Genomic DNA, 2832 nt, shown 5'->3' on the forward strand with positions numbered 1-2832 from the left:
GCTTCGACTTCCGCCAGGTCGGTTCCCAGCTGCTTCAGCAGCTCCCGGGCCAGCTGGGGAGAATAGCAGCGCTGGCCGTCGCTCAGGCTTTCCTGCAGTTTGAACAAAAAGCTGCGGGCCTTCTTCTTGCCGTAAGCGATCTGCACGGCATAGTAAAAACTCTGCGCGCTGACGGAAGCGTCATGGTAGCTGGCCAAATTGATTGAGGTGTTGAAATTCCAGTTGCGCTTGACCATGTCGGCCTTCATGGCTTCCATGGTCACCATCGGAATGTAATTGACGGAAATTTCAAGCTTGAGTTCTGCGGCTAGCAGCCGGATGCGCTTTTCAAGCTGGTAGCAGGACAAACCTAATGGATTGATAAACAGAAAAAGTTCGAACATGGTCGACCTCCAATATTTGTTTCATCTGCTACTTTAACAAAAGTTTTCACTGAAAACAAAAGAAAAGCTTACGGCTATTTTACGCTGGCGTGCTGGCTGGCCCGGGCGATCTTGCTCTGGTTGTTGGCAGACTTGACTTCCAAAGAGAAGCGGCGCTTGATTTCAGCCAGGGCTTCCTTGATGGCGGCCGGGGAGTCGTTCTCGATTTCCATTTCCCAGTCCTGGTAGCCGTCAGGGTAGCTGGTGTGGTCCAGGGTCAGTTCACAGCCGTTTGGCCCGGCCAGCAGGGTCCGGTGGGTCTTGCTCCAGGAGAAGAGGCGCAGCTGGTCAGTCCGGTCCGGATAGTGCTCTTTAAGATATTTGCCGACGCTGCCGTCCAGGTCCGGGCGGCCGTCCTTCAAGAGCTGTTCGGCCTGCGCTAGGGTCAGGTCGTCGTTGATTTCCAGGCTTTCATGGTAGGTCTGCTGCAGCTTTTGGATCGGCACTTTGATGGTTTCTTCGGCCCGGTCACTGAAGCAGCGGATTCTCAAGGCGCTGTGGTCGGCCTTCAGCTGCCAGTCGGGCAGGTCGAAATAGTGGTTGCTCTGCTTAAAGTCGCTTTTGACCGGGTAAGCGGCAATGATGGCCGCGTAGCTCTTCTGGTCCAGGGCTACTTTGGCTTCGATTTCACGGTTTTTGCTCATTTTTGAGGACTCCTTTGTTAAAAAAGATTTAAAAGCTTGCGTTAGTGCTTTCGCCAACATCTATGTTAAAATGAATTTGTTTGAGATGGAAGGAAAATGTCTGTGATTACTGATTGGGATACTTTTTTATGGCCATACAATGAAGCCGTAAATGAACTAAAAGTTAAATTTAGAGCTCTCCGGCAGAGTTTCTTGACCAAGGGGGAGCATTCACCAATAGAATTTGTGGTCGGCCGGGTGAAAACGGTCGATTCTATCAAGGAAAAGATGCAGCGCCGGGTGATCAGCCCGGACGTGATTGAGACGGACATGCAGGACATTGCCGGCATCCGGATCATGTGCCAGTTTGTCGACGACATCTACCGGGTCGTTGACCTGCTCCACGCCAGAGACGACCTGGAGGTCGTCGAGGAGCGGGACTATATTCAAAACGCCAAGCCGTCGGGCTACCGCTCATACCACATGGTGGTTGCCTACACGGTTTATTTGCCGGAGGGGTCAAAGCGCCTGCTGGCCGAGATTCAGATCCGGACTCTGGCGATGAATTTCTGGGCAACGGTCGAGCATACTCTCAATTACAAGTACCAGGGAGCCTACCCGGAGGATATTTCCGAGCGGCTCAAGCGGACCGCGGAAGCGGCTTACCAGCTGGATGAGGAGATGTCATCGATCCGCAATGAGGTCCAGGAAGCGCAGAAGATCTTTACCAAGAACAAGGGCAAGGAAAAGTCATGAAAGTAGCTATCGTTCACAATGATCGCGTCACCACCCAGGTGGCGGTGCGGCACTTGAAGGTGCTGCTGGCGGAGAAGGGGATTTTGCAGGATCAGCAGCATCCTGACCTGGTGATCTCCGTCGGCGGCGACGGGACCTTGATTTCCGCTTTTCACAAGTACAAGAAACAGCTGGGCCGGGTCTGCTTCGCGGGCATTCACACGGGACACCTGGGCTTTTACACCGACTGGCGCAACTATGACATGGAGAAGCTGGTCGAGGCGCTGGCGACGCATCCCGTAGCGGAAAACGAGGTGGCTTACCCCCTGCTGGACATGCGGGTGACGACCAGCTGCGGGGTGCAGAACTTTTTGGCCTTGAACGAGGCTTCGATCAAGCGGATTTCCAAGACCATGGAAGCCGAGGTCTGGATCGGGGGCGAGCGCTTTGAGAAGTTCCGGGGCGACGGGCTCTGCGTCTCAACGCCGACCGGGTCAACGGCCTACAGCAAGTCCCTGGGCGGGGCGGTGATTCACCCGCGCTTGAAGGCCCTGCAGCTGACGGAGATTGCCTCGATCAACAACCTGGTCTTTAGGACGGTGGGCTCGCCGATCGTGATTGCCCCGGACGAGTGGATCACCATCGTGCCCAAGAATTCTGACCGGGCGATCGTGATCGTTGACGGGGAAAGAATCAGTCTGACCGACGTGCAGAAAGTAGATTACAGAATAGCGGCGGAAGAGATTCGCTTTTACCAGTATGGCCACCACCATTTTTGGGAGCGGGTCAACGATGCCTTCATTGGTGACAGATAGTGCAAGTATACAAATTATTGGTTGAAAAAAATGACCCAGTCGTGCTGAGTCATTTTTTGATGAAAAGAGGTTTTTCCCGGCGGGCGGTCAACAACTGCAAGAACCACGGCGGGATGATGCTGGTCAACCACCACCGCCGCAACGGCAGCTACCGGCTCAAGGAAGGGGACGTGGTCCATTTTCTGATGGGCCAGGAAAAGGTCAACCCCTGGCTGAAAGTGTCCCGGCGGCCCCTGG

The 2832-nt window shown here is 54.4% G+C and carries 4 protein-coding genes and 1 pseudogene; 3 read left to right on the top strand and 2 right to left on the bottom strand.

Annotated features, from left to right (window positions below; all coding sequences use genetic code 11):
- The coding region (locus lacNas_RS12865; protein ID WP_201336185.1) for a DsbA family protein at nucleotides 1–383 on the bottom strand (383 nt) is incomplete at its 3' end.
- 74 nt (nucleotides 384–457) lie between these two features.
- Nucleotides 458–1066 carry a CYTH domain-containing protein gene (locus lacNas_RS12870; RefSeq protein WP_201331623.1) on the bottom strand — a complete coding sequence of 203 codons (609 nt, stop codon included), beginning with the start codon at nucleotides 1064–1066 and terminating at the stop codon, nucleotides 458–460.
- A 102-nt stretch (nucleotides 1067–1168) separates the two neighbouring features.
- Between lacNas_RS12870 and yjbM the strand changes: the two genes are divergently transcribed.
- From yjbM to lacNas_RS14535, 3 genes and pseudogenes are all read left to right on the top strand, one after another.
- Entirely contained in the window at nucleotides 1169–1801 is a 633-nt protein-coding gene (yjbM, locus tag lacNas_RS12875) for a GTP diphosphokinase (protein ID WP_201331624.1), read from the top strand.
- Nucleotides 1798–2595 carry an NAD kinase gene (locus lacNas_RS12880; protein ID WP_201331625.1) on the top strand — a complete coding sequence of 266 codons (798 nt, stop codon included), beginning with the start codon at nucleotides 1798–1800 and terminating at the stop codon, nucleotides 2593–2595. Before yjbM ends, lacNas_RS12880 begins: the two co-directional genes overlap by 4 nt.
- A 59-nt stretch (nucleotides 2596–2654) precedes the next feature.
- Nucleotides 2655–2832: pseudogene (locus lacNas_RS14535) on the top strand (RluA family pseudouridine synthase); the annotation flags it as partial.

The organism is Lactobacillus nasalidis (genome assembly GCF_016587775.1).
GTDB classification, from domain to species: domain Bacteria; phylum Bacillota; class Bacilli; order Lactobacillales; family Lactobacillaceae; genus Lactobacillus; species Lactobacillus nasalidis.